Below are 26036 nucleotides of genomic sequence, written 5' to 3'. Positions count from 1 at the left end.
TTTAATGTGTAATTTGTTGAACACGTATTTATGAATAAAGTCTTTAAGTATCTGTTCTGTTTGTTTTTTATTGCTTTAGGCGCTCAGGCTAGCGCTCAACAAGTAAAGAAATCTGCAGAAACCAATGTTGCCACTGACGATAGAGGTTACATTGTTAAAGTTGGCGATATTGCTCCCGATTTTGAATTAACTCTTACCGATGGAAAGAAAGTAAAATTGTCTCAATTAAGAGGCAAAGTAGTAATGTTACAGTTTACTGCCAGCTGGTGTGGTGTATGCCGCAAAGAGATGCCTTTTATAGAAAGTGATATCTGGCAGAAAAATAAAGCAAATGGAAGTTTTGTTTTGATGGGTATTGATAGAGATGAACCATTGAAAACTGTTCTTGATTTTGCCGCTCAAACAAAAATAACTTATCCGCTGGGATTGGATCCCGGAGCTGATATCTTTGCAAAGTATGCAGATCGCAAAGCCGGAATTACCCGTAATGTTCTTATAGACAGAAGTGGTAAAATTGTGAAGCTAACTCGCTTGTATAATGAAGAAGAATTTGCCGGTTTGGTGAAGGAAATAGAAAATCAGTTGGCGAAATAAATAGAAAGAACATTCTTCTAATACCTGAACATTTATCAAGGTTTTCCTGAATAGAAATAAAGTAATAAGGCTATCTCAAAAAATGCAAATGCAAAATTGAGATAGCCTTATTTTTGTTTGTAACAGCTATTGAATGAATAGTCTTACCTCTGCTTTCTTTTTCTAGTAGAACAAAGTTAAAACAGAGGATATCTCCAAAGAAGTTACTGTCTGAAAGACATTTAATACTGAATTAATACTATAAAGAACCATCATTCCTTTTATGGAAAGATTGGGGTTACTTGCAATTCAGTAATATTTGTTTGGCAACGTCTCCGGTTACGTTTCGGCCTTCGCCGTATGCAACACCTATTTTATTAAAGCGCTCGGCTATCAGATTAATCGTTTCGTCACCGATGCCAACTTCTGTAAGTCGTGTAGCTAATCCCAATGAACGGAAAAAAGCTTCTGTTTTACTTATAGTTTCGTTTATACGCTCGCTTTCAGTACCTGATGTAATGCCAAGAACACGTTCACCGTATTGCAGAATCTTACTTTGTTTTTGCTCTTTCAAAGTAATCAAAGTGCCCGGATAAACAATAGCCAACGATGCACCGTGAGTAAGACCGTGAAGTGCAGTAAGTTCATGTCCAATCATGTGTGTAGCCCAATCTTGTGTTACCCCCATACTTATCATACTGTTTAAAGCCAGTGTAGCAGAAAGCATATAATCTGCCATAACATCATAATCATTCTGATTCTCTTTAATCTTTGGAGCTATTTCAATAACAGTTTGCAATACACCTTCGGCCCATCTGTCCATTATGCGTGATTGACCAGCTGTTGTCATGTATTGCTCGGCCACATGAACAAAAATATCAGCAAGTCCGCAAGCAATCTGATTGGCTGGCAAAGAATAAGTTACTTCCGGATCAAGAATAGAAAATTCAGGGAAAGTAGTTGAAAATGCATATTTCTCTTTTTTCTCTCTGCACGAAATAACAGAACCACAATTCATTTCAGATCCGGTAGCCGGAAGCGTCATTACCGAAGCGTAAGATATAGCAGTTTCTATTCTTCTTTGTAATACAATATCCCAAGGGTCGATACCCGGATTGGCAAGGGCAGACGCAATAAGTTTTGTTCCATCGAGTACAGAACCACCGCCTACTGCAAGTAAGAAATCAATCTCATTTTCTTTGCCCAAAGCTACAGCCTTACGTACTGTTTCAACTTCTGGGTTAGGTTCAATGCCCCAAAATTCAATGTAATTATGATTTTTAAGTGCAGCAATAACTTGTTCGTAAACTCCGTTGTGCTTTACGCTTCCTCCACCAAAGGTTATCATAACCTTTTTTTCAGTAGGAATAAGAGTTGAAAGCTGAGCAATTTCTCCTTTGCCAAATACTAATTTGGTAGGATTCTGAAATGTGAAATTGTACATACTATTTAATTTTTTATGGTTTATTATCTAATAAAATTAGTTTTTATTGCCGGTTCTTTTTCTGGTAATGCAATTCCGGCTTTTTTCCCTGCTTCAATACATTTAAGTAGCCAGGCCATATTTTTGCCAAGAGTGCGCATGGTTTGCAGTCCTTCAAGATCTTGTTTTACCTCTTCGGGAGTATTTCCATGCACCATATTCCAATATTGCGAAGAAACAATTGGCATATTGCTGATGGAAAAGTATTTGTTTAACTGGTCGAATGTAGCTGTGGCTCCACCTCGGCGACAACTGACCACAGCTGCAGCAGGTTTATTGGTAAAGTTGGACGTTTTACCATAAAATACTCTGTCCATAAACGATGTTATCATTCCTGAGGCAGATGCAAAATGTACCGGAGAACCAAATACATATCCATCAAAATTCTCAGCTTTTTCCAGGAAGTAATTAACTACATCGTCAATACAGCATCTTCCTGTCTCTTTACAGGTATTGCAGGCTAAGCATCCCGAAATTGGTTTTGTGCCGATGTGCATAATTTCGGTCTTAATACCATTTCTCTCTAAAGCCGCAGCGACTTCTTCCAGCGCTGTGTAAGTGCAGCCATGCTTGTGCGGACTGCCGTTTACTAATAATACTTTCATTAGCCAATCACTTTATTTGATTTTATAAAAACTGTATATTCTTTAAATAATAATCATCTAAAGAGGCGTTTTCCCTAAATTATTTTAGATACAAACTTACATAATAATCTCGATTTATAAGCGTGCTAAATAAAAATATGGCTTTTATTTATAGAGGAAATATATGTATTTATAAGCAAGTATAGATTACTTGCCCATAAATACATTTCTGAATAAGGATTATAATAGTTCTGCTTTGTATCCAGCCTTTTCTATCTGATGGATAATTTCGCCGGCTTCTTTATCTGTCTCCACTGTCAGAACTTTATCTTTTGAAGAAAGATCAAAAGACCATTGTTCTGGTTTCACTATTTCGTTCAGACTTTTGCCAATGGTGGCAACACATCCGCTGCACATGGCACTTGTTTTAAATTTCAATGTTTTCATTTTGTTTCTGTTATTTAATAATGGCGGTACTTATTTATCGGTTTTCTTTTCAGTTGTATCCGGTACCAGCACTGCTGTACATTTTACTTTTTCAAAAGATTTAATGAGCTTTTCAGGAGTGTTCTTTTCGGCATCATATTTAATTATTACAATGCGGCTGGGTACATCCGTCTTTATCTCCTTAACACCTTTTTCAAACCGAAGCATATTGGTAATCTTTGCTTCGTGAATCTCACACATCATATCCTCTACTTTGAGAGTTAAACTTTTGATCTCTTTTGCTGAAACAGTATTTATCGCAAAAAAGATTGCAAAAACTGAAAGAATTAATTTTGTTTTCATAATCAATGGTTTTTTAGTTAAATATCTTTTGGTAAATTAAATCGAACTCCTAAATAGTATTTGGCTCCATGTTGCACGGGACCCCATATCATTGTTGAATCGAAATTGTTTCCGTAAGGATTTGAAGCATCAATAATTGGGCTCTTTTGTGTAAAGCCTGTCAGATTCTCTGCTCCCAGATAAATGGAACCAAAACGGAAGAAACGAGTTATTTGAGCGCTTAGCTGTGGGAAACCCTTATAACGGTTGCCCCATGAAAGTGAACCATCCTCGTTAGTATAAGGTGTAGGCATCCGTCCACCGCCATTCAGCTGAAGGGTGGTATCAAACTGCCAGATTTTTAATGGTGTTTGATAAGAGGCTGTAATCAAACCTTTATATTTTCCTGTCAGCGGCTTTTCTCTAAGAATACCATTATAAGTGGTTTTCGCATCAGTCATTCTATAAGCAGCAGTAAGCGTGAAACCTTTAAAGAAAGGGTAGGAGGCTTCTATCTGGAAGTTTTTCGCATACGATTCTCCGTTAAGGTTATAGAAGCTAACCGCATGAGGGTCACTATCCATATCCGTTACTACCTGCTTAGTAAATTCAGTATAATAATATTCTGTGTTAATGTTTAGTGTCTTTCCGGCTATTGGCAGATAGAAAGAAGCGCTTGCTCCATAGTTCCATGCCTCTTCCTGATCCAGATTATCTGCAATGTTCACACTACGACTACTGGCCAGCAAGAAATTATTCTCGGCCAACACATGAGGAGCGCGGTATCCTTTTCCAGCAGATGCACGGAGGTTTACATACTCATTCATATTATACTTTATATGAGCACGCGGAGTTAAAAAGAATCCATATTGACTGCTGTAATCACCTCTTAAACCAGCCATGAAAGTCCACTTATCCGATGGCTTATAGGTATATTGCGCATAAGCCCCCGATACCGCTTCTTTAATAAAATCATCTGTTTTACTTTGATTTATATTATGTGTAAGTCGGTAACTCTGATCGTAAGAATCATAATTAAGGCTCAATCCGGTTGATAGATTGTGCTTTGAAGTAAAATCAGTCTCAAATAACAAAGAAGCGTATCCGTTATTCTGATTCACATCATACAGTTTCCTGCCAAAATAAGAATCCTGATTGTGCACGCTTCCCGAGAGAATCAATGCAATACTGCTATTTTTCTCGGGATTGAGAATAAAAGCATTCTTGGCAAATAGTTCCACTCTGTCTGTGTTGATTCCAATGCGGTACGGATTGTCCATATCGTGCATCTGTCCGCTAGCCCTTTTCTCGCTAAGCCCCTTAATACCTGCGTGAAACATATAGTTACCCTTGTGATATTCCCAGCGATTTTGCAGATTATATTGCTTCATGGAAGGAGAATCGCTAAACCCGTCGTGATTGTCGTCCTGCTCATCGGTTTCGTTTTCATAATGAGCAAAGACCATTGTGCTGAGGTTCTTGTTCAGCAACACTGAGGCATCGGCATTAGCTTCAAAGCGTCCCATTGAATTTCCGTAGAGATTTGCAGAAACAATATCAGCAGTCTGTGGCTTTTTATATTCCACATTAATTTGTCCGGTAATGGCTTCGTAGCCGTTCTTTACGGAAGAGGTACCTTTAGAAACCTGAATACTCTGCATCCATGGGCCAGGAATGTATCCCAGTCCGTAAGGAGATGCAGCCCCACGGAAATTAGGAATATTTTCCGTTAGCATCTGTACATAAGTACCCGATAATCCAAGAAGTTTAATCTGTCTTGCACCTGTTGCTGCATCGCTGTAAGATACATCAACCGAAGGGTTTGTTTCAAAACTTTCCCCGAGGTTACAGCATGCCGCCCGAAGTAGCTCCGTAGAGCTAATAGTTTGTGAATTTAAAACACCGGCTCTGTTTTGTATCAGTCCCATTTTTCTGCCCGTAACCTGCACCTCTTTCAGCTCAATGCCCGGTTTCAGTTTTATATCTAAAGGCAGTTTTGTTTGCGAATTTATGGCAAGTGTTACCGGCTCATAACCAATAAAACTCACGGTTAGTTCTTTACTTCCCTTATGGGGTTTAATTTCAAATTTACCGTCAACATCAGTAGTTGTTCCAACGGTAGAGTTTTTCCACGTAACACTTGCTCCGATAACACGTTCTCCGTCAGTATCGAAGACAGTGCCGGTTACCAATTGCTGCGCATAACTGCCCGTGGCCATAAAGACCAGAAGCAATGCAATATATTTTTTCATTATTATTTGTGCACTTAATGATTATTAATTGTATAAGTTCTCAACTGCCACAGTAAACCATGACAGCACGAAACGTTATACTAAATCACTAAGACACAATACAGACTGAGATAATGCCGCGAAGAATCAGGACCAGGCGGACGGCCATAGTCGTTATTCAGTGCAATCTCCGGCAGAGGTTGTTGATAGGAGTAGGGAGAAAGAACTTCTGCAACAAGATTCAGTAAAGGATTAACAGTGAGAGAAGTTGCCTTTTCAAAGTTTCCAACTTTTAGAATCGTGGTTTTGCAGCAGCTATGATTATTATCATTATCATTGCAACAAGACATTTTCATCTCTTTCTGCTGTTGGCAACAGCAGTTTATCAACGGTACGCCTGCGCCGATATAGACAAAAGCAAGTACCAGAAAATAGATGAATGTATGTTTAATATGTCTCATTACACTATTCAATGTGATACAAATATAGCAGCACTTTCATTGAATTGATTTTTCTCTTAACTTCTTTTATTTTTTTGCTTATACTGTTTTAATTTTCCGGTTACATTCTAATTGCTTTATTATCAGTGTTTAAAATTGAATGGAGAATAAGCTTATATATAAATCTATTTTGCAGAGATATTACAATTCTATTAAGAAAAAGCGATGGGCAATGCCTGCTAAATTATTGGTGAATAAATTAAATTTATTGGCGGTAGAATTTTATTTATTCACCAATAAATAAAAAAATAACCTGTTACATTTTTAAATGCAGCAGGTTATTCTAAAACATTAAAAACAATACATTTCTTTTCCTACTATTACTTCCCAATAAAGAGCGGGGAATTATAAGCTTTATTTGGATTTTACTTCATTTTCCAATGGCTTTCCATCAATAAAATCCTGCATGTTCTGAAGTGTTGTACTGGCAATATTTGCTAATGCTTCCTGAGTAAAGAATGCCTGATGCGAAGTAACAATTACATTATTAAAGGAGAGTAAACGTGCCAATACATCATCATCAATAATCTTATCCGATTTATCTTCGTAGAAGTACTCACTTTCTTCCTCGTATACATCAAGCCCCGCTGCACCAATCTTTTTGTTTTTCAACCCTTCGATCAACGCATTGGTATGAATAAGCTGACCGCGTCCGGTATTTATAATCATCACACCATCTTTCATCTTACTGATAGAGTAATCGTTAATCAGGTATTTAGTCTGATCCGTAAGCGGACAGTGCAAAGAAATAATATCCGAATTGTGATAAAGCTCATCCATTGTGGTGTAAACAACATCGTTTTCGCGTGCAAAATTATAATCAGGGTAAAGGTCGTAGGCAAGAATGTTCATGCCAAAGCCCTTTAATATATGAATCAGAATCTTGGCAATTTTTCCGGTTCCTATAATACCAGCTGTTTTTCCGTGCATATCAAACCCCATCAGGCCATTCAATGCAAAGTTGCCATCACGTGTGCGCAAGTATGCACGGTGAGTTTTTCTGTTCAGTGCCATCATTAGTGCCACGGCATGCTCTGCCACAGCATAAGGTGAGTAAGCCGGAACACGAACTACCGCTATTTTTCCTTGTGCGGCCGAAAGATCTACGTTGTTGAATCCCGCGCATCGTAAAGCGATTAACTTCACTCCATTCTCGGCCAGGGCATCAATAATTTCAGCATCGGCAATATCGTTAACAAAGATACATACAGCATCGGCATCCTTAGTAAGGATTACATTGTTTCCGTTGAGATGACCTTTGAAGTATTTAATTTCGAAATTGTACTTCTCATTAATCTTATTAAAAGATTCTTCGTCATAAGACTTGGTATCGAAAAAAGCAATTCTGTATTTCTTCATATTCTGTCTTTTTTTTGAGATTAATAAACAAGCAAGAGTTGGGAAGAAAAGTTCAGTTCTCTCAGCTCTTTTGTGCTTTTAAAATTTGCAATAAATTTAATCAAAAAACAGGAAAAATTGCATTTGCCGACATCTTTTTTACATCAATACTATTTTCTTAATCACATTTTGAGCTCCGAAATTAATATGTACCATATAAACACCTTTAGCAATTGATGAGGCTGGAATTTTTATTGCTTTGCTTCCGCTTGTCTCACGCTGTTTACAAATAACTTTCCCTTCAATGCTGATTAACGATACTTCTATATCTGAATAACTATCGGGAAATTCAATCTGAATAGATTTATCCGGTGAACAGTAGAAAGCCTTAACCTGATTGTTTAGTTGGTTTGTTTCAATGGCAGTGGAACTTGAGGTTAAGGTTACATCGGCAGAATCCTCAAATTTAAAGCCTCTGAAAGTTACATCCAGAGTGACGGTTGTTTGGGTGTTAAGTGGAAGCTCATTGGCCGTAAGATTAATGGTTCTGCTGCTACCTATAACTTTGCCGTTGGCCATCCATTGATAACTGTCATAATTCATTCCGGCATCCAGAGTAACAGCGTTCTCCTTACCAACGATTGTTTTTTCGGTGAAGCATTTACCTAAATCTGCTCCGAAATAAAATCCGGGCTGAGTTGGCTGATTATACGCTACGTTTTGTGTGGCAACACTAATGCGATATACCGGATCTTCAAGAAAGGTATGAAAGCGGTAATTGGTTTCTTCGGTAGATACATATAACCTTAAGGCTTTATTGTCCAGTGTTCTTAACAAAACTTCTTCTCTCCAGTCACCTAATATGTCGGCTGCCAGACAAGGGGTGGCTTTTGTGCTGTTGTTCGATGAACATTCACTGGCATTTAGCAAAGTAGTTTTTCCACCGGTGGAATAGTTATATTTGGTAACCCCAACACCATCTTCCAGCTCACGTAATAAATCGCCATCCCACCAGGCAGCCATGTTTGATGATACACTACCAGTGGAGCTGTTAACCACTTCTCCCTTGATATTTCTTATACCACCGGATCTTGACGACCACATTTCAACTCCTTTATGATTGGGATCAATATCTGCAGCCATACAACGTCCCACATCATCGGTACTCTTTACCTGAAAAATTATATTTCCGGTTTTTGTGTCTCTGAACGTTGAACCGTCAACTTTATTTTCGTGGCATGACCATAACTGTAATCCTCCATCGGCAGGGTCGAATACAGTCATGTGCAAAGCATCACCATGTCCCAGTCCGGTTGTATAAAGTCCTTTGCCATTGTCGTCAATGGTGCACGAACCATATACTATTTCATCTTTTCCGTCTCCGTCAACATCGCCTACCCGTAAGCTATGATAACCTTGTCCCGCATACCCGCTGTTGCCGTAATCCTTTGAATCGAAATTCCATTTCTCAGTTAGTTCACCGTTTTGCCAGTCGTAAGCTACAAGAACAGAGCGAGTGTAATATCCGCGACACATAACTACACTGGGATGAATGCCGTCAAGATAAGCAATGCATGCCAGGAAACGGTCTACCCGGTTACCGTAATCATCGCCCCACATAGATTTCATTTCAGTAGCATTGGTTGCGCCTCTTGCAGGCTTGTAGTCTATCGTCTTCATTGCTGCACCGGTTTGCCCGTTAAAAACAGTCAGATATTCCGGTCCGGCAAGTATCATTCCTATTCTGGTATATCCATTTGCCGGAGTTAATGTGCGATAATCTGCATTAGCATCACCAATAACAGCTCCTGTACCATCAATAGTGCTATCGGCTGTTTTCATTACAACCTCAGCTTTCCCGTCCGAATCAAGATCATATACCATAAATTGGGTATAGTGAGCGCCGGCACGGATATTCTTACCCAAATCAATTCGCCAGAGTTTGGTTCCGTTCAGCTTGTAACAGTCAACAAATACATTTCCTGTGTACCCGGCCTGAGAATTATCTTTTGAATTAGATGGATCCCATTTAAGGATAATTTCATATTCTCCATCTCCGTCTACATCGCCAACGCTTGCATCATTCGGAGAATAGTTGTAACTCACATTATCCGGAGTAGTTCCGCCTACCGGCAAATCCACAGGTATATTTATATATCCGGTGGGTGCATTCTCGGGTAAAGTATAAGTAGCACTTGAATTTGCCGTTTCAACACCATCAATTAAAGGTGTTACGGTATAAGTACAACTGCTGGTTGAGGCTATTGTATCTACATAACAAGTCTTATTTGCTATTGGTGCCTTATTGATTTTTGTTCCGTTCCGGTATATATTGAAGGTAGAACTAATGGGATCGGAGGAAAGATAACGCCAACAAACAAATACGTTTTCACTGTTTTTACGCACTGCCACCACTCCGCGACCTATTTTTTCCTTTTTCATCTGGCTGAGATTGTAATTAGTCTGAGCTATAGATTGGAAGGGGATTCCAAATAAAGTGAATAATAATAAAAGTGTAAGGATGTTCTTTTTCATAGTAGTATATAAAGTCTAGATTCGGTTTCTATTTATTATGTGTACAAAGATTATGTTTTGCATTGAAAATAAGGATGTTATTTTGTTCAAATGCATGGAAAAATTGTTTGATTAGCACATAAATTCAATATAAACCGATAATAATTATTCTTTATGCTACAAAGTGTTGAAAGAAGACGCGTTTGACTTAGAGGAGTGGGGCATAAAAAGATAAAGAACAATCCAGATACTATTTATTTGTTAAAATAGCATCTGGATTGTCCTTTATTTCTGAATTACTACGGGAATGAATACCAGTAATTGTATATTCTGGATTTACATAGGATGATTGAGCGATCTTCCACTAAGAAATGCTGCAAAATCTTTTTTGTATGTGTCACTTATTGGTATGTATGTTTTGCCAAAAACGATACGGTTACGATCAATTACTTTAATTTTTTCTATCTGTACAATATACGAACGATGTACCCGCATAAAGCGTCCTGATGGAAGGAGCTCTTCCATAGACTTCATACTCATCAGAGAAAGGATTGGCTTCGGCTCATCTTCTGTATAAATCTTTATGTAATCTTTTAATCCTTCTATATAAAGAATATGCGCCAGTTTAATCTGAATCAGCTTATAATCGCTTTTTACAAAGATGCTGTCTATTTCTTCTTTTTCAGGAGCTGCAGTTGGTGTTGCAGGTGCAACATTGGCAACAGGCTCTGCAACAAGAGGAGAAGGGCGACGAACAATCTCGAACCAGCGCAGTGCTTTATTGGCTGCTTGCAGAAAGTCAAGATAACTAATAGGCTTTAGCAGATAGTCGAGAGCGTTTACTTTATAACTATCTAAAGCATATTGATTAAAAGCTGTGGTAAATATAATGCGCGTTTTTTCAGGAACCATTTTAGAGAAGTCGAGTCCGTTGAGTCCCGGCATCTGAATATCCAGGAACAGGAGATCAACATCATTGCTTTGAAGTTCATGCATTGCTTGTAACGCTCCTAGATACTTACCTGTAAGCTTTAAAAATGGAGTCTTGAGCACGTAGCTTTCCAGAAGATCTAAAGCTAAAGGTTCATCGTCAATAATACAACAATTCAGAATCATAGTTTAGTTTATTTAGTCGTTATATTGTCACTATTACTTATTACTAAATGAGATATATATACGTTATCTTTTATGCCTTTCTCCCATTTGTAATGTTCGGGATAGAGCAATTCGAGACGTTTCTGCAAAGATTCCAGTCCTATGCCCGAACCGCTTTTATCGTGCTCGCTTTTAGGAAAGAAACTATTTTCAATGTGGCATACTATAGAGCCGTCTAATTGTTCTTCCAGACTTATATTTATAAATGAAGGAACGCTGTAACTTACGCCGTGTTTAAAAGCATTCTCTATAAGTGATATAAAGAGTAAGGGAGCTACTTTGGTATCTGTGCCGTTTAGCGTATGCATCTTTACGTCGATCTTAATATTGTCCGACAAGCGGATTTTCATCAGCTCAATATAGTTTTGCATAAACTCTACTTCTTTTCTCAGAGATACATAAGTCTGATTGTTATCATAGAGCACATATCTTAGCAACTTACTTAAATCTTGCACGGCTTGCTGAGCTTTTTCCGGAGAAAAAGCAATCAGGGCATAAATGTTGTTCAGTGTATTAAGCAGGAAATGTGGGTTTAGCTGATCCTTAAGATTCTTAAGTTCAGCTTCTGTCATGCTCTTTTCTGCTTCTGCTTTACTCTTTTCAGCTTCCGCCTTACTTTTTTCTGCTTCGCGCAAAGCTGTTTCCGATTCTGTCCAGCGCGAACTCATCTTTATGGATAAGCTTAATACTACGGTTAGCATAAGCGAGAACATATCACGGGCAAAGAAAATCCAGTTAGATCTGGGGAAATTGCCGGGATGAAGTTCTTCCACTACCTTGCTAACAGGTGGAGGAGGAACGTCAATACCAGACGGGAAATTGATTTCTTGCCAGAAATGAAGTCCTATACTCATAATAATTACCAGAAATATATTTATTATGATATAGCGCTTTGTAAGGTTCTTAAAGAAAAAGTTAGGAATTAAATAGAGATAGTTTATATAAAACACAACCAGCAATGACAAGGGTACCATTGTATGCCTAAGGTACTCTTGCCAATTAATATTGTTGCTTCCTAACTTATTAGTAAAAAAGAAAGGAAACCCAAATAATATACCCCATCCAATTATATGGATAACTAATTCCAGGGGACGCTGATTATTGATTTGCTGCTTCATAATAGTTGCAAATATAATAAAATGAAGCTCTTTTCTTTGCTTTTTTAGCTAAATTATTCATACCTGATTGCTTCAATCGGATCTAGATCTGCAGCTTTCTTTGCAGGGTACCATCCAAAGAATATACCTGTAATAGTACATACACCGAAGGATAAGAAAACACTCCATGGTTGTATGTAGATAGGCCAACTTGCAAGAAACTTCACTCCATAAGATGTTCCAACGCCTATTATTACTCCGATAATGCCTCCGGTAATACTGATAAGGACAGCTTCTATCAGGAACTGACTCAGAATGTCAATGCCTCTTGCACCAACACTCATTCTCAAACCAATTTCGCGGGTGCGTTCTGTTACACTGACATACATGATATTCATGATACCAATACCACCAACAACTAATGAAATACCGGCAATACATGCTAATAAAATAGTCATAAGGTCAGTAGTAGAACTCAACATTGTGCTGAGTTCTTTCTGACTGCGGACGTTGAAATCATCTTCGTCTGCATCTTTGAGCTTGTGGTTGTGACGAATAATTGATGTAATTTCCTTTGTCGCATTGTCTGTCATATCTTCTGTCAGGGCCGAGCAATATATTCCTTGCAAATGTGTTATGGCCAGAACTCTTTTTTGTATAGTTGTGTATGGTGATAAAACTACGGCATCCTGGTCTTGCCCCATGCTATTGTATCCTTTACTTTTCAAAACTCCGATTACTTTAAACGGAATTTTATTGAAACGAATCACTTTACCAACGGGGTCTTCTCCACCGGTAAAAAGATTGTCGGCAATTGTTTTACCTATCAAGCATACTTTTGCCGATGCCTGAATGTCATGCAGAGTAAAAGTTTCACCGCTTTCTACTGTTAGCTGACGAATTTTAAGATAATCTTCTCCTACACCCGAGATAGAGCTTGGATAATTGTTTGCGCCGTAAATAAACTGTCCGCTGCTGCTTACAACCGGTGATACGCCTGCCAGATACTTACATTCGTTGACCAAAGATTTGTAATCTTCAAGTTTCAACGTTTGCATGTCGCTTGCTCCTTGACGAACACCACCACGTTCCATGTTTCCCGGCATAATCATAATCATATTACTTCCCATTTCCGAAATCTGGCTTTGAATACTTTTTTTGGAGCCTTGTCCGATGGCAAGCATGGTGATAACAGATGCCACACCAATAATGATTCCCAGCATCGTTAGAAATGTTCTGAACTTATTATTGTTCAGAGCCTTTAGCGCTATTTTAAATAAATTGGTTCCGTTCATTTTTTATTCTTTTTCAATGGGCAAAGCATCTAGTGCTTCTTTGGCGGATAATACCTTTTCATTAATTCTATCCTCCACAACATGACCGTCTCTCAAAATAATATTCCGACTGCAGAATTGTGCAATTTCAGGATTATGAGTAACGAAAATAATAGTTCTTCCAGCTTTGTGAAGTTCCTGGAAGAGCACCAATATCTCAAATGATGTACGAGTGTCCAGATTACCAGTAGCTTCATCGGCCAGGATAATTACCGGATCGTTTACCAATGCGCGGGCAATGGCAACTCTTTGCATCTGTCCACCAGACATCTGATTACTCTTGTGCTGCAACCGATCACCCAATCCAACTTTTATAAGTGCCTGGATTGCTTTTTCTTTTCGTTTAGCAGCTGATACTCCTGGATTATACATCAAAGGCAATTCTACATTCTCTATGGCAGTTGTTTTGGGTAACAGGTTATAGCTTTGGAATACAAAACCAATTTTACGGTTACGCAGAACTGCTCGTTCGGCTTTTTCCATATCCCGCACCTTTACCCCATCAAGCAGGTATTCTCCGGAAGTTGGTGTGTCAAGGCAACCCAGCAAATTCAGAAGGGTTGACTTCCCTGAACCACTGGTTCCCATGATGGTAACGAATTCACCTTCGTAGATGGAGAATGATACTCCTCTTAGGGCATGTACCGTTTCCTCTCCGACAATAAATTCCCGCTTGATGTTATTTAATTCAATTATGGGTTCTTTATTCATCTTTGCTATTTGTTTTTGTTAGCTCCGGGGCGTTGCGGCATAAATGGCGAGCTTTCACTTTTTTGTTCTTCACCCTTAGCAGCCTGCGTTGTTTGTCCCGGCATTTGTCCTGCGGTGGCTCCTGTAACAATTTCTTGTCCAGACTGAATACCTGATATAATTTCTGTTAGTGTACCATTAGTGATTCCAATTTCTACAGGAATAGCTGTGAATGTTTTTCCCTCACGTTTCCACAATACTTTGTGGGTCGCATCTTCCTTTATATTTCCAGCTTTTACAACTTTATCTTCGTTGCCTATAACTGTAGGATCCGGAGTAAAGCGTAATGCTTTCGAAGGAACACTTAATACACCGTTTTTCTCTAACGTATAGATTGTTATGTTAGCAGTCAATCCTGGTTTAAGTTTTAAATCAGGATTGGGCGCACTGATTACAACTTCATAAGTTACTACATTGTTTGTTGTTGTAGCTTCCTGACGAACCTCGGTAACTTCTCCTTCGAATGTATCGTCCGGGTAAGCATCAACAGTAAAGCTCACGCGCTGTCCAACTTTTACATTACCTATATCAGCTTCGTCAACATTAGCAATTACTCTCATCTTTTTCAGATCATTGGCGATAATGAACAGAGTTGGAGTACTAAAGCTTGCAGCCACTGTTTGTCCGGCTTCAACGGAACGTGAAAGAATAACTCCGTCAATGGGAGAGTAGATGGTTGCATATCCTATATTTGTTTGCGCTTTCTGGTAATCATTCTTACTGATGTCGTATGAATTCTTAGCTTTCTGATAATTGTAATATGCTGTTTCATAATCAGTGTCGCTTACCAGATTCTTTTCGTGTAAAGTTTTGGCACGTGTGTAATTCTTTAGTTGATATTCATATTCAGTTTTGCACGAAGCCATATTGCTTCTTTTAGATGCAAGCTCTGACTGCAACGTCTTTTTGTCTAATTCAGCAAGAACCTGTCCTTTCTTTACTACTGAATTATAGTCCACAAAAAGTTTATCTACGATACCTGATACCTGAGTTCCGACTTCTACCTGAGTAACTGGTTCTACTGTTCCGGTTGCTGTAACTGTATTGCTGATATTCTCATTAGAGACTTTAGCTGTTTCGTAAGCTACTTTATTCTCCTTAGCTGGTCCACAGAACATCCATACGGCAATTCCAATAACAAGAATTCCTGTAAAAGATGTGATGATTATTTTCTTTTTCTTGTTCATATGCTGATTTTTTAATTATTCAATGATAATTCTTCTCCCTGATAGAAGTTTAATAGTTTGGTATTGAGTATGGTCATATATTTGGCCTGCAAAACTTCTTGTTGAGCACTAAGTAGGTTATTCTTCTCGGTCAGTAGTTCTACAGTATTTTTCATACCCAGATTAAATTGTTCGCTAACTAATTCATAGCTGGTTTGAGTGGATTGTAGTTTTTCCTTTGCAGCCTTGAATTTAGTCTGAGAAGAAACTGCATCAAGATAAATAGTCTCAATTGTTTTAAAAAGAGTCTTTTGTTCGTCGAGTTCACTTAACTCACTGGTTAATACTTTTAATTTAGCTTTTTGAACAGCACTTTTTGTCTGGCGGTTATTAAAAATGGGAACACTGATTGAAAGTCCTATCGAATTATTCCATCCGTTTTTAACCTGTTCACCAAATGTAAAGTCGGTTCCGGTTGTGTGACTTGTTCCTATGCCTGCACTCAAGCTAAGAGTTGGCATATATCCAGCTTTTGCAATATCAACATTTAGATTAGCAGTCTTTGTGCTTAATTTACTGCTTTCAATTTCTGGCATAATAGTTAGTGCTGTGCTATAAACCTGCATTTTATTCGGTAATGGAAGCAAAGCTGAATTATTATCTAATTCGGGAAGAACAAGATCCATTTCTTCGTTTCCATCTAATTCCAATAATTGCTTTAATTGTAACTTGTAATCATTTAAAGTAGTTTCTGATAGCACTAGCTGATATTTGTCTGTGCTGTATTGAGATTCCAGTTGAGCCAGATCGGCTTTAGATATGGAACCAGCTTTAAGCATTTCTTTGGCACGATTTAATTGGGCTAACGAAACATCAACAGTGCTTTGGTTCGTTTTTACAGATTCATAAGCATACAGAATCTGGATATAATTCTGTGTAATAGCTATCTGGATGTTATTTTCAGCTTGATCAATAGCTAATTCCTGAATACGTTCCTGAATGCCCGATTGAGTGATAGTCTTTGTACGCTTACCTCCATCGTAAACAGTTAATGAGGAGTTAAGTCCATAATTCCCGTTGTAACTGCTTCTATTCCCAGTTCCGGTATTGTTAAGCGGAGTAGTTACAAGACTGTGACTACTTGAAAAGGATAGAGAAGGAAACATCGCTGCACGGGCAGTTTTTGTATCTTCCTTGCTCTCATCAAAAGCTATCTTGCTTTTCTTGATTTGAATGTTTTGCTCCATTGCATATTTTATGCAAGTAGCCAAATCCCATTTTTTTTGTTGTTCTTGCGAAAATATTATCTGCGAAACGAACAAAAAAAGAAAAAACATTATAAATTTACATTTATTCATAATTAAACTCATTAGTGATGAGCAAATGTATGGGCGGGTTTTAAAAAATGAAATAAATATCTACAAATGAGGCGATTATCTTGACGGATGCTTTATTTTTATCGATTATTTACCATTATGTATTGTGTTAAATTAGCTATGATATGGTTAAAAGAAACTTTATAGTTCGCATATTTTACTTTTATTTGGAGGGTTTTCGCTCTATGACTTTAGGAAAAACTTTGTGGACAATTATAATAATCAAGCTTTTCATCTTGTTTTTTATTTTAAAAATGTTTTTCTTTCCAAACTTTCTTGGAAAGCAAAAAACAGAAGAGCAGAAACAAAATTATGTGGGAAATGAATTAATAAATAGGGCACGACCTTAAAAAATTATGTAATATGATAGAAAGTATAGACGTCTCTTTAATTGATTGGTCGAGAGCGCAGTTTGCTCTTACCGCTATGTATCACTGGCTTTTTGTTCCGCTTACACTTGGATTAGCGGTAATTATGGCCATTATGGAAACCTTGTATTATAAAACAGGTAAGGAGTTCTGGCAAAAGACTGCTAAGTTTTGGATGAAACTGTTTGGTATCAATTTTGCGATTGGTGTGGCAACCGGCATAATCCTTGAATTTGAATTTGGTACCAATTGGAGTAACTATTCCTGGTTTGTGGGAGACATTTTTGGTGCTCCGTTAGCTATTGAAGGTATATTAGCCTTTTTTATGGAGTCTACCTTTATTGCCGTGATGTTCTTTGGATGGAATAAGGTAAGTAAAGGCTTTCACTTAGCTTCTACCTGGCTTACCGGAATTGGAGCAACTCTTTCTGCCTGGTGGATTCTGGTTGCAAATGCATGGATGCAGAATCCTGTAGGTATGACATTTAATCCGGATACGGTTCGTAATGAAATGATGGATTTCATTGCAGTAGCCTTTTCTCCGGTAGCTCTCAGTAAATTTCTTCACAGTGTACTTTCAGGCTGGATATTGGGAGCGATTTTTGTGGTTGGCATCAGTGCATGGTTTCTGCTGAAGAAGCGTCATCATGAATTTGCTATTGCCAGTATGAAAATTGGTGCAATTGTTGGCTTGGTTGCTTCTTTACTTGTTGCCTGGACAGGAGATAGTTCTGCTTATCTGGTGGCACAAACTCAGCCAATGAAGCTGGCGGCTATGGAAGGTTTCTATGAAGGACAAAATGGAGCTCCTCTTGTTGCGGCTGGAGTGCTAAATCCTGATAAGGAAAGATATAATGATGGTATACGACCTTTCATTGTTGATGTAAAAATGCCCAAGATTCTTTCTTTTCTGGCTACCAGAGATTTGAATGCTTATGTTCCCGGCATAAAGAATATTATAGAGGGGGGATATAAATTAAACGATGGAACAACAGCTATCCCTGCTGCTGATAAGATTGCTATGGGTAAAACGGCAATTTCTGCCTTAGGTGCATATCGGGCAGCCATGAAAGCAGGAAATAAAGAAGACGCAATGTTTTGCCGTAAGATACTAAAAGATAATATACAGTACTTCGGATATGGATATATTAAGGATGTGAATGAACTGATTCCTAATGTAACGCTTACGTTCTATGCATTTCGAATTATGGTGATACTGGGCGGCTATTTTATACTATTCTTTGCATTGGTTCTTTTCTTTGCATATAGAAAAAATCTGGCTGAAATGAAATGGATGCATTGGATTGCTATACTTACCATTCCTTTGGGATATATTGCCGGACAAGCGGGATGGGTAGTTGCCGAGGTTGGTCGTCAGCCATGGGCTATTCAGGATATGCTTCCTACGTCTGCTTCAATATCCAAACTGGATGTTGGTTCGGTGCAGACAACCTTCTTTATATTCCTGTTCCTGTTTACTGTAATGCTGATTGCAGAAATAGGTATTATGCTTAAGGAAATTAAAAAAGGTCCCGAGGCTTGATGAAGTTTTATTAAAACAGATAAATAATAGGAGAATATTATGAATACAACTTATATATTTTTGCAGCAATATTGGTGGTTTATCATCTCTCTTTTGGGAGCATTGCTGGTCTTTCTGCTTTTTGTTCAGGGAGGTAATTCGTTACTGTTTCAAGTTGCTAAAACGGATGAACAACGAAAGCTACTGGTAAATTCAACCGGGCGCAAATGGGAGTTTACTTTTACTACACTGGTTACTTTCGGTGGAGCATTCTTTGCTTCGTTTCCTTTATTTTATAGTACCAGCTTTGGCGGAGCCTATTGGCTATGGATGATTATCCTTTTCAGCTTTATTTTGCAGGCTGTTTCTTATGAGTTTCAGTCTAAAGCTGGAAACTTACTTGGAAAAAAGACTTATCAGATATTTCTTGTGATAAATGGAGTAGTAGGTCCTGTGCTTTTAGGTGGAGCTGTAGCTACATTCTTTACCGGATCTAACTTCTATATCAATAAAGATAATATGGCCGATCAGCTGATGCCGGTTATCTCTTCCTGGGCTAATGGTTCTCATGGACTGGATGCATTACTTAATCTGTGGAATGTATGCCTTGGCTTGGCTGTGTTTTTCCTTGCCCGTGTTTTAGGTTTGCTATATTTTACCAATAATATAGATGATAAGGAATTAAATCCAAGGTTTCATAAGGCATTACTTCCCAATGCTCTTTTGTTTTTGGTATTCTTCCTTGCTTTTGCTGTTTATGTTTTGCTGAAGGATGGCTTTGCTGTTAATTCGCAAACAAGAATGATTGTGATGGAACCACATAAATATCTGACTAACTTTATTGAGTTGCCGGCTGTACTTATCTCTTTTCTAGCAGGGGTTGTTCTGGTTCTTTTTGGAATTATTAAATCCTTTTTTGATAGTAAATTTAAGAGTGGAATATGGTTTACTGGTGTTGGTACGGTGTTGACCGTTTTGGCTTTATTTCTTTGTGCCGGACTAAATAACACTGCTTACTATCCTTCGAATGCCGATTTGCAGAGCTCTCTGACTTTAGCAAATAGTTCTTCGAGTCTTTTCACATTGAAAACTATGGCTTTCGTCTCAATTTTAGTGCCATTCGTCGTAGCATATATATTTTATGCATGGCGTGCCATTGATAATAAGAAGATCGATTCTCAGGAATTGAAAGAAGAAGATCACTCTTATTGATAGAAGAGCTTGTTTTTACGTAATTTTTGCGATTATATTATATACAGAGGCTATGAATAAAGTTTGTAGCCTCTTTTTTATGGGGGGAAAGATATAAAAAAGGATACTTGAGTTATATGCAAAAAAAAGGAGTCACGCCTGACTCCAACCTTTGTTAACCTTAAATCTAATACTATGAAAAACACACTGCAAATATACGGCTTTTTGCTATATCTCCAAATGTTTTCATAAGAAATGTATGTTCTATAACATGAATTAATATTTTGATGTTCTAAATGTTTAATTATGCAAAAGGATTGAGTAAAGTGAGTACTAAGTTTTTTAGCTTATAGATTCTTGATGAAAAAGAGCATCGTATACTCTCCTTTAAAACATGTGGAGGTGAATCATTCGGTTTCTCAACTGCAACAACCAGTTCTATTCTTCTCATCTATAAAACGTGTAGAAGTGAATTATTAGGTTTACATCTGCACCTCCAACTCTAATCTTTTCTCTTTTAAAATGAGCAAAGGCGTATTGTTAGCTTTTCTACTGCAACAACCAGTTCTATTCTTCTCATCTATAAAACGTGTAGAAGTGAATTATTAGGTTTACATCTGCACCTCCAACTCTATTCTTTTCTCTTTTAAAACGAGCAAAGGCTTATTGTTAGCTTTTCAACTGCAACAATCGGCTCTATTCTTCTCATCTTTAAAACGTGCAAAGGTGTATCGTTAGGTTTCTCAACTGCAACAACCGGATCTATTCCTCTTATCTTTAAAGTATGTAGAGGTGAATTATTACGTTTTGCAATTGCACCTCCAACTTTTTCTTTTCATCTATAAAGCGTGTAGAAGTGTAGCCTTTATTTTTTGTGCAGCAAAGATTCGTTATTCAACTTAAAAATGTAATACCTTTGCGGAACTTTATTTGGAATTGTATTACCTGCATTGTTGGGGTTAATACTTTATTTATATGATTTATAGAAGTAATGGAAAATATAGAGTATTTTGATAAGTATGAAGAAAGGCTGACCGAGTTATTGGTGCAGCAATGTACTGCTTTGGGAATGATGGACGGACAACTTCTTGCAGCAGAGGAATTGGAAGATAAGTGGAAAGAGATGGCGCCAGAGTATATGGTGAATGCCGTTCCTCAAATACAGGAATATCCTACCGTGTCTGTTGCCTGGGCTGGTTATATTGGTCTGGGTATTGCTGCTCTTTGGGATAAAGATTGGGAGAAGTACAAAGATAACTCAGCTTTATACAATGTGTTTGTTGAACCACGTGGTTTTGATTGCATGGACGAATATATAATGGAAGAATTGCTTGGCATCGGTCTGGAATCAAATGAGTATGCAGAAATAGAATCAGTGATGCGCAGTTGCGGCAAAACAGCAATCAGCATGATTAGAAAGGAAAATATTGAACCTCAAAGTCCGGATGCTTTTTATGTATTTGCCCGTTCGGTGAAAGTGTTATTTAAAGTAGGAGTGTCTATAGCGTTGAAACGTTTGGGATATAAGTATCAGAAAGTAACAGTAGATAAAAAGTTCGATTGCTAAATTATGGTTCTATTGTAAATAGGGGCAGGCTAATATATTGTCTGCCTTACTTATGCGCAAAAAAAAAGGAGTCACGCCTGACTCCAACCTTTGTTAACCTTAAATCTAATACTATGAAAAACACATTGCAAAGGTACAGGTTTTTGCTGTATCTCCAAATGTTTTCATTAAAATTATGTGTTTTATAACATGAATTAATATTTCGTATTCTAAAATGTTTATTTTTGCAAAATGGTGAGTACGAGTGAAATTTGATTTTGAAATAGATGATTACCTGTTTTTCTCCTATTGTAGATAAGGATACTACCCGTATTGTTGTGGGTACAATGCCTAGTGTAGATTCACTTCGCTTCGGTGAATATTACGGAAACTCCCGAAATCAGTTCTGGAAAATACTTTTTGCTGTTTTTGAAGGCGGACGTGTTCCGGCGGATTACGAAGATAAAGTAGCAACAGCTCATCGTCATGGTGTAGGTTTGTGGGATATTCTGGCTTCCTGTAAGCGGGAGGGAAGTTTGGACAGCAATATTAAAGAAGAATCGCTCAACGATTTTCCGGCGCTGCTTAAAGAACATCCTAACGTGAAGATACTTATTTTTAACGGACAGAATAGTTATAAGTACTTTATGAAGGCTTACGGACAACTGCCTGGCATTGAATACCGTGTGATGCCTTCAACCAGTCCGGCCAATGCAATGAAGAATTTTGAAGCCAAGCAAAAAGAGTGGGAGGTAGCGCTACTCTCTTAATATAGATTTCAATGTATAATATTGATTAATATACTGAAGCTGTTTTTCTCACCTGTAACCAATCCATATCCTTATTTGTTTTATATATGGATCAGTAATGAATTCATGTGTGAGAGTTAATTGGGTAAACTAGACTTTAAAAATTAGCATCATGAAAAGAAAAACAGTTTTATCATTCTTATTATTTACAGTGTTCGCTTTATGCGTAGCTGTAAGTTGCACTGATGAAGACGATCCGTATTACAGTTCCAAAAGGCAGCTTTTAGGCAAATGGGAGCTTGTGGCTTTTGGTAATTCCTGGAATAATATGATTGTTGTGCAAAAAACGGGAGGATATTATGAATATCTGTCCGATAATACCATCAGGCATTTTTCTTATGAAACACAAAAATACGATTCCGTAAAGTCTACGTATTATATGGATTCCTTGTTGCATGTAGGCTCTATTGCGTATAAATACAGTTTTCATGAAGATAAAATGGATTTGTTGATTACCAATGTTCTGGCTGAGTTTAATAACTTTAGGTACAAACGTGTAAAATAAATGTTCTGAAAGAAATGGTTTTTATAAGTTTGATTATTAACAATTAGAGAAAATAAACATTTATGATATCCAAATATTAAACTATGTTATTGAGCACGTTTTTCTTTGGGAAATATTTGGAGATATAGCAAAAAGCCGTACCTTTGTAGTGTGTTTTTCATAGTATTAGATTTAAGGTTAACAAAGGTTGGAGTCAGGCGTGACTCCTTTTTTTTTGCCCATACCTCAAGGCTTTAGTTTGCTTAGAAGTTCATGTTTTCGTCTGTGCAGCTAATTTGTTTCTGTTAAGGCTGCAAAATAACTGTCATTGTTTGGCTGAATAAAGAACTTTGCTCTAATGAAAAAAGTAGCTTCAATCAAGATGAACTTTGCTTTAAACCAGGAAACAGTAGCTTCAATCAAGATAAACTGTGCTTTAAACCAAGAAAAACTTGAATCCTGCCAAGAAATACTTTGCTTTTAATCAACAAAATCTTTAAATCAGTCAAGAAAAACTTTAATTCTCCCAAGATAAACTTTGCTTCAACCAACAAAAACTTAAATAATTGGATTATCTCTTCATTTGCTTTTCGTTATTTCTTTGTATTTTTACCGCCGTAACATTAATAACTTAAGATTATGTTTTCAGGAATCATTGAAGAATATGCAGAAGTAGTTGCTGTGGTTAAAGACCGCGAGAACCTACACATTACAATGAAGTGCTCGTTCGTAAACGAACTTAAAATAGACCAAAGTGTTTCTCACAATGGGGTTTGCCTTACTGTAGTAAGCAAAACGGATGACACATATACTGTAACTGCCATGAAGGAAACCATTGACCGTTCAAACATCGGACTGTTTAAAGCGGGCGATAAGGTTAATGTGGAAAGAAGTATGATGATGAACGGACGTCTTGACGGACATATTGTTCAGGGACACGTGGATCAAACTGCAACTTGTTTGGCTGTTGAGGAAGTTGGTGGAAGCTGGACTTATACTTTTAAGTATGCTTTTGATAAGGAGATGGCAAAGCGTGGATATATCACGGTAGATAAAGGTTCGGTTACGGTGAATGGCGTGAGCCTCACGGTTTGTAATCCAACAGAAGATACTTTCCAGGTAAACATCATTCCTTATACTTACGAATATACTAACTTCCATACTTTTGAGGTTGGCACAATCGTTAATCTGGAGTTTGATATTATTGGAAAATATATCAGCCGGATGATTCAATACAAGTAATTTTCAGAACCAATTGACAATGAAAGACTTTCTGGAATTAGTCAAAGCGCGTCAGAGTGACAGGGCTTATGATATGACACGCGATGTTGAGCCCGAAAAACTTGAGCGTGTACTCGAAGCTGCCCGTCTGGCTCCTTCGGCATGCAATGCTCAGCCCTGGAAGTTCGTAGCTATTACTGATAAGGAACTCTCCAAGGAAGTGGGAAAAGCTACCGCCGGACTGGGGATGAATAAGTTCGCCAAAGATGCTCCGGTGCAGATTCTTGTAGTGGAAGAGTCGGCTAATATTAGCTCTTTGCTGGGTGGAAAAGTGAAGGACAAGCATTTCCCGCTTATTGATGTGGGTATAGCTGCTGCGCATATTACGCTGGCTGCCGAAAGTGAAGGGTTGGGATCGTGTATATTGGGCTGGTTTGACGAAAATAAAATCAAATCACTGACAGGTATACCCGCCGGAAAACGCTTGCTACTGGTTATTACCATCGGGTATTCTGCTAAACCCAAAAGAACCAAACTGAGGAAAGAGAAATCTAAAGTTATCTCTTTTAATAAGTACTAGGAGTCTTTTCAAATACTACTAAATAAAATAATCGTTTGATGTACATCTAAACCTATTTTTGATGTATATCAAACGATTCTTTAGATGTACATCAAAAGGGTGCTTTGATGTACATCAAACAAAAATTCTTTCACCGGATCTTTGCTTATTTCTCTAGTTTAAATCCAACTTTCGCTCCTTCGTATGAATTAAGTAAGGCTGCAAGTGTTTTGATACTGGTTTTTGAGCTGGTTTTGCTTAGATAAGTAACGAGCTTTACAAACTTATTGGCATCAAAAAGAAGAGAAACATTATTCCCACTAGTCTTTACAGCTGCATTAAGATTCATCAGTTGAAGATAAGTCAGAACTAATGTACCGTTGCTCTTATTGTAAGAGTAAGTACCCGAATAGCTCTTTTTCCCAACTTTAGTAACGAATGAACTATCATTGCTGAATGTAAAACTACATGCGCCTTTCTTTATACCTACACTGGCAAACTTTGTATCGAGTTTCTTTTCGAGAGTAGAAGTTGCAATAGAAGCTCCTGCCTTCTTAACTATATTATCACTTTCCAGAGCGCAAGCCGATCCTTTGTATTTCCATGTGCCGGTAAGATCAATGGCAGATGCCGATGAAGTTCCGGTTACCGCTTCTGCAATGCCGTTAAGTGTTTTGTTGTTTAAGATGTCACCCAATGAAAAAGATGACTGAGCCTTCAATGCTCCTGGTAAAAATAACATTCCCAATAAGAGTGTTATAAGTAAACTGCTACGTTTCATACTTTCAAAAATTAAGATTCTTGTTTATTCCTTTGCAAATGAACTGCTTTTTCGGTAAAAACTAGCTTATTTACCGATTTTGAATCCTACTTTAACACCTTTGCAATCGTTAAGCATGGCAGAAACAGTCTTCATTGTTTCTTCAGCAGAAGTAGATTTGCTCATGGCAGAAACCAGGTTCATCATTTTGTTTGCGTCGAAAAGAAGAGCTGTTGAACCGCTTTCGGTGGCAACGCTTCCGTTTATGCTTACTGTTAATTGAGAGTAATTCAGTGCCAATGCGCCTGTAGCTTTGTTGTATGTATAGCTACCAGTAAATTTCTGAGTACCTACCGTATTTACAAAAGTGCCTTTCGCTGTGAAGATAAAGTTACTTCCTGCAGTAGAGAATCCGGCTTGTGAACAATATGTGTCCAGTTGCTTTTCAACTTTATCTGTTATAACCTTAGCGCCTGCTTTAGTAATGGCATTGTCACTGTCGTAAGAACATGCAGCACCTTTGTATTTCCATACGCCTACAATGCTTGCTGGTTTGGTTACGGCCGTACCGCTGACTTTGTTAACCGCTTCGTTAACACTTGAACTGTTTAGGATGTCACCTAATGACTGTGCGCTCATTGAGCCCGAGAATAATAGCATGCCAAATAACAAGGCTGCCAAAATACTGTTACGTTTCATTTTTTTTA

General features: G+C 37.8%; 25 protein-coding genes and 1 pseudogene. 9 read left to right on the top strand and 17 right to left on the bottom strand.

Features of this window, described 5'->3' with window-relative positions; all coding sequences use genetic code 11:
* Nucleotides 1-30: 30 nt before the first annotated feature.
* Nucleotides 31-594 carry a TlpA family protein disulfide reductase gene (locus BUC21_RS09230; protein WP_073401506.1) on the top strand — a complete coding sequence of 188 codons (564 nt, stop codon included), beginning with the start codon at nucleotides 31-33 and terminating at the stop codon, nucleotides 592-594.
* A 277-nt stretch (nucleotides 595-871) separates the two neighbouring features.
* On the opposite strand, the gene BUC21_RS09225 is transcribed toward BUC21_RS09230, so the two are convergent.
* The 15 genes and pseudogenes from BUC21_RS09225 to BUC21_RS09160 all read right to left on the bottom strand — a co-directional run bounded on the left by BUC21_RS09225 (nucleotide 872) and on the right by BUC21_RS09160 (nucleotide 16830).
* Nucleotides 872-2017, bottom strand: coding sequence for an iron-containing alcohol dehydrogenase (locus BUC21_RS09225; protein ID WP_073401504.1), 1146 nt, complete (start codon nucleotides 2015-2017; stop codon nucleotides 872-874).
* A gap of 23 nt (nucleotides 2018-2040) precedes the next feature.
* Nucleotides 2041-2661, bottom strand: coding sequence for a flavodoxin family protein (locus BUC21_RS09220; protein ID WP_073401502.1), 621 nt, complete (start codon nucleotides 2659-2661; stop codon nucleotides 2041-2043).
* A gap of 219 nt (nucleotides 2662-2880) precedes the next feature.
* On the bottom strand, nucleotides 2881-3087 hold the full coding sequence (locus BUC21_RS09215; protein WP_073401500.1) for a heavy-metal-associated domain-containing protein: 207 nt from the start codon (nucleotides 3085-3087) through the stop codon (nucleotides 2881-2883).
* Nucleotides 3088-3117: 30 nt separating this feature from the next.
* A complete protein-coding gene (locus BUC21_RS09210; RefSeq protein WP_073401498.1) occupies nucleotides 3118-3429 on the bottom strand; it encodes a heavy-metal-associated domain-containing protein in 312 nt (103 codons plus the stop codon).
* A 17-nt stretch (nucleotides 3430-3446) separates the two neighbouring features.
* The gene (locus BUC21_RS09205) at nucleotides 3447-5660 is read right to left on the bottom strand and encodes a TonB-dependent receptor plug domain-containing protein (RefSeq protein ID WP_073401496.1); all 2214 of its coding nucleotides are present in this window, start codon (nucleotides 5658-5660) and stop codon (nucleotides 3447-3449) included.
* Nucleotides 5661-5740: 80 nt separating this feature from the next.
* Nucleotides 5741-6100 carry a hypothetical protein gene (locus tag BUC21_RS09200; protein WP_073401494.1) on the bottom strand — a complete coding sequence of 120 codons (360 nt, stop codon included), beginning with the start codon at nucleotides 6098-6100 and terminating at the stop codon, nucleotides 5741-5743.
* A gap of 393 nt (nucleotides 6101-6493) precedes the next feature.
* Entirely contained in the window at nucleotides 6494-7498 is a 1005-nt protein-coding gene (locus BUC21_RS09195; RefSeq protein WP_073401492.1) for a 2-hydroxyacid dehydrogenase, read from the bottom strand.
* A gap of 138 nt (nucleotides 7499-7636) precedes the next feature.
* Nucleotides 7637-8056, bottom strand: coding sequence for a T9SS type A sorting domain-containing protein (locus BUC21_RS16620; protein WP_245797090.1), 420 nt, complete (start codon nucleotides 8054-8056; stop codon nucleotides 7637-7639).
* An 87-nt stretch (nucleotides 8057-8143) separates the two neighbouring features.
* Nucleotides 8144-10012, bottom strand: a pseudogene (locus tag BUC21_RS09190) (rhamnogalacturonan lyase); the annotation flags it as partial.
* A 315-nt stretch (nucleotides 10013-10327) separates the two neighbouring features.
* Nucleotides 10328-11107 (bottom strand): LytR/AlgR family response regulator transcription factor, encoded by a 780-nt coding sequence (locus BUC21_RS09185; protein ID WP_073401488.1) that lies wholly within the window; start codon nucleotides 11105-11107, stop codon nucleotides 10328-10330.
* Nucleotides 11108-11115: 8 nt separating this feature from the next.
* Nucleotides 11116-12264 (bottom strand): sensor histidine kinase, encoded by a 1149-nt coding sequence (locus BUC21_RS09180; protein ID WP_073401486.1) that lies wholly within the window; start codon nucleotides 12262-12264, stop codon nucleotides 11116-11118.
* A 53-nt stretch (nucleotides 12265-12317) separates the two neighbouring features.
* A complete protein-coding gene (locus BUC21_RS09175; protein WP_073401484.1) occupies nucleotides 12318-13538 on the bottom strand; it encodes an ABC transporter permease in 1221 nt (406 codons plus the stop codon).
* A gap of 3 nt (nucleotides 13539-13541) precedes the next feature.
* Entirely contained in the window at nucleotides 13542-14288 is a 747-nt protein-coding gene (locus BUC21_RS09170; protein WP_073401482.1) for an ABC transporter ATP-binding protein, read from the bottom strand.
* 5 nt (nucleotides 14289-14293) lie between these two features.
* Nucleotides 14294-15514 carry an efflux RND transporter periplasmic adaptor subunit gene (locus BUC21_RS09165; protein ID WP_073401480.1) on the bottom strand — a complete coding sequence of 407 codons (1221 nt, stop codon included), beginning with the start codon at nucleotides 15512-15514 and terminating at the stop codon, nucleotides 14294-14296.
* Between the two features lie 11 nt (nucleotides 15515-15525).
* Nucleotides 15526-16830: a TolC family protein gene (locus BUC21_RS09160; protein ID WP_245797089.1), complete on the bottom strand. Its 1305-nt coding sequence runs from the start codon at nucleotides 16828-16830 to the stop codon at nucleotides 15526-15528.
* Nucleotides 16831-16994: 164 nt separating this feature from the next.
* Here BUC21_RS09160 and BUC21_RS09155 point away from each other — a divergent pair, with 164 nt between their 5' ends.
* The 8 genes from BUC21_RS09155 (at nucleotide 16995) to BUC21_RS09120 (ending at nucleotide 24590) form a co-directional block, all read left to right on the top strand.
* The gene (locus tag BUC21_RS09155) at nucleotides 16995-17219 is read left to right on the top strand and encodes a DUF4492 domain-containing protein (RefSeq protein ID WP_073401476.1); all 225 of its coding nucleotides are present in this window, start codon (nucleotides 16995-16997) and stop codon (nucleotides 17217-17219) included.
* A gap of 13 nt (nucleotides 17220-17232) precedes the next feature.
* Nucleotides 17233-18780, top strand: a complete 1548-nt coding sequence (locus BUC21_RS09150) for a cytochrome ubiquinol oxidase subunit I (protein ID WP_073401474.1) — start codon at nucleotides 17233-17235, stop codon at nucleotides 18778-18780.
* Between the two features lie 39 nt (nucleotides 18781-18819).
* The gene (locus tag BUC21_RS09145; protein ID WP_073401472.1) at nucleotides 18820-19971 is read left to right on the top strand and encodes a cytochrome d ubiquinol oxidase subunit II; all 1152 of its coding nucleotides are present in this window, start codon (nucleotides 18820-18822) and stop codon (nucleotides 19969-19971) included.
* Between the two features lie 970 nt (nucleotides 19972-20941).
* The gene (locus BUC21_RS09140; RefSeq protein WP_073401470.1) at nucleotides 20942-21517 is read left to right on the top strand and encodes a hypothetical protein; all 576 of its coding nucleotides are present in this window, start codon (nucleotides 20942-20944) and stop codon (nucleotides 21515-21517) included.
* A gap of 266 nt (nucleotides 21518-21783) precedes the next feature.
* On the top strand, nucleotides 21784-22266 hold the full coding sequence (locus tag BUC21_RS09135; protein ID WP_073401468.1) for a DNA-deoxyinosine glycosylase: 483 nt from the start codon (nucleotides 21784-21786) through the stop codon (nucleotides 22264-22266).
* A gap of 151 nt (nucleotides 22267-22417) precedes the next feature.
* Entirely contained in the window at nucleotides 22418-22810 is a 393-nt protein-coding gene (locus BUC21_RS09130; protein ID WP_073401466.1) for a hypothetical protein, read from the top strand.
* Nucleotides 22811-23428: 618 nt separating this feature from the next.
* Nucleotides 23429-24031: a riboflavin synthase gene (locus tag BUC21_RS09125; RefSeq protein WP_073401464.1), complete on the top strand. Its 603-nt coding sequence runs from the start codon at nucleotides 23429-23431 to the stop codon at nucleotides 24029-24031.
* A 19-nt stretch (nucleotides 24032-24050) separates the two neighbouring features.
* A complete protein-coding gene (locus BUC21_RS09120) occupies nucleotides 24051-24590 on the top strand; it encodes a nitroreductase family protein (RefSeq protein ID WP_073401462.1) in 540 nt (179 codons plus the stop codon).
* A gap of 145 nt (nucleotides 24591-24735) precedes the next feature.
* Here BUC21_RS09120 and BUC21_RS09115 read toward each other — a convergent pair whose 3' ends face one another.
* On the bottom strand, nucleotides 24736-25350 hold the full coding sequence (locus BUC21_RS09115; protein ID WP_073401460.1) for a DUF4923 family protein: 615 nt from the start codon (nucleotides 25348-25350) through the stop codon (nucleotides 24736-24738).
* Nucleotides 25351-25416: 66 nt separating this feature from the next.
* Complete coding sequence (locus BUC21_RS09110; protein ID WP_083547663.1) at nucleotides 25417-26028, bottom strand: lipocalin-like domain-containing protein; 612 nt, start codon at nucleotides 26026-26028, stop codon at nucleotides 25417-25419.
* Nucleotides 26029-26036 lie beyond the last annotated feature (8 nt).

It is taken from the genome of Bacteroides luti (genome assembly GCF_900128905.1).
Classification (GTDB): domain Bacteria; phylum Bacteroidota; class Bacteroidia; order Bacteroidales; family Bacteroidaceae; genus Bacteroides; species Bacteroides luti.
This window is presented reverse-complemented; position numbering and strand designations above follow the sequence as displayed.